The 304-nt window shown below is 59.2% G+C and carries 1 rRNA gene; it reads right to left on the minus strand.

Annotation, left to right across the window (positions count from 1 at the left end):
- Positions 1–174 precede the first annotated feature (174 nt).
- A 5S ribosomal RNA gene (gene rrf / locus HMPREF2734_RS04270) occupies positions 175–292 on the minus strand.
- Positions 293–304: the final 12 nt, after the last annotated feature.

Here is a 304-nt window from a genome sequence, read left to right on the forward strand (position 1 = left end):
ATGCAGTGGCATAGTGACGCCCGCACTGTTCCCGCTCCGTATTGCGGGCTGGTGGGTGTGCACCACTGTTGCTGTTGTCGGCGACAACAATCGTGTGGGTATGCGTAAAAACACCCGTAGGTGAAACCGGTTGGGCTTAGTTTCGTCTACGGGTGTTTGTGTGTGAAGTTGTTGGGTCGGCGGTAACCTACTCTCCCACTCCCTCCCGGGAGCAGTACCATCGGCGCGGGCGGGCTTAGCTTCCGGGTTCGGAATGGGACCGGGCGTTTCCCCGCCGCTATCAACCACCGACACATCTATAGGG

Source organism: Corynebacterium sp. HMSC055D05, assembly GCF_001810365.1.
Taxonomy (GTDB): Bacteria; Actinomycetota; Actinomycetes; order Mycobacteriales; family Mycobacteriaceae; genus Corynebacterium; species Corynebacterium coyleae.